This is a genomic window from Halorubrum sp. C191, assembly GCF_002727095.1.
Taxonomy (GTDB): Archaea; Halobacteriota; Halobacteria; order Halobacteriales; family Haloferacaceae; genus Halorubrum; species Halorubrum ezzemoulense.
On sequence record NZ_NHNZ01000129.1, the window covers coordinates 1 to 1,013 of the forward strand.

Below are 1,013 nucleotides of genomic sequence, written 5' to 3' on the forward strand. Positions count from 1 at the left end.
AGCTGAACCCCGCGGAAGAGTGTTGGAGACAACTTGATCAAGAACTTGGGAACCGCCTGTTTGACACACTCGACGATCTCCGTGAGGCTGCTCTCTCTGCACTCGACCGGGTCGAAATCCCAGATGTGTTCACGTATTTATGTCCGTGAGTATCAGGGGCATATATAAAAAGATATTTATTATACTTATCATTATAGCTAATTACCAGACGGCGGCCGGATTCAGGGGATTCGTATTTAGAACACCACCCACAAAATCAGGCGTGTACGTTCAGCCATGCGATGAGAGTGCTTTAGAGAGTCTATCAAACAATCTCCTATCCGCGTGTACGTTCAGCCGAATTCACACAATTAGGGTTCAGGGCAGATGAAGTTCAGTGGATAGTCGCGTAGCGAACGATTCGGGCCGGAGCCAAGAAACGGGCGGGGGAAAGTGGGGGAGACGGGAGACGGACAAGGCGAAGACTATCAGAGATATGATAGTGGATGGAACCCTGAGTGAGCGGCGCAGGGGACAGCGGATACGGGGCGATGAACAGGGACCGACGGCGGGGGGCAACGACCAACGACCAGAGGCGACGGGACACCACCAACGTCGACGGCGATGCGAGACAACCGACCACTCGAAACGACGACCGAACCCGACGAGGCTGACCAACGATCGATACAACGAGAACGCGGACCCGAAGCTCGACGACAAACCACCAGCTGATCGATAGCACTCCAGAGGCGATCCACGACACCACCAGCGAGACTGACCCGGCGGCAACAACTCGACGGGCGACGGGAAGCGAGAATCGACCAGCGGGGGACACCGACCAGCGACGACACCTCGATCCGAACAGCGACCTGCATCGAAGCCAACCGACGACCGAACTGGAAGCAAGACCGAACCGGCGGGGGCACGACGACATGGGGGGACCACCGAGACGACACGACACCCGACGGCGAACAGCGGCGGCGGGGCGACGACAGGAGGTGGGGCCAGATCACGATGCGAGAGTGGAGGGTGGG

1 pseudogene is annotated in these 1,013 nt (G+C 57.8%); it reads left to right on the forward strand.

Annotation, left to right across the window (positions count from 1 at the left end):
• Positions 1–149: pseudogene (locus Z052_RS12710) on the forward strand (IS630 family transposase); the annotation flags it as partial.
• Between the last annotated feature and the right edge of the window lie 864 nt (positions 150–1,013).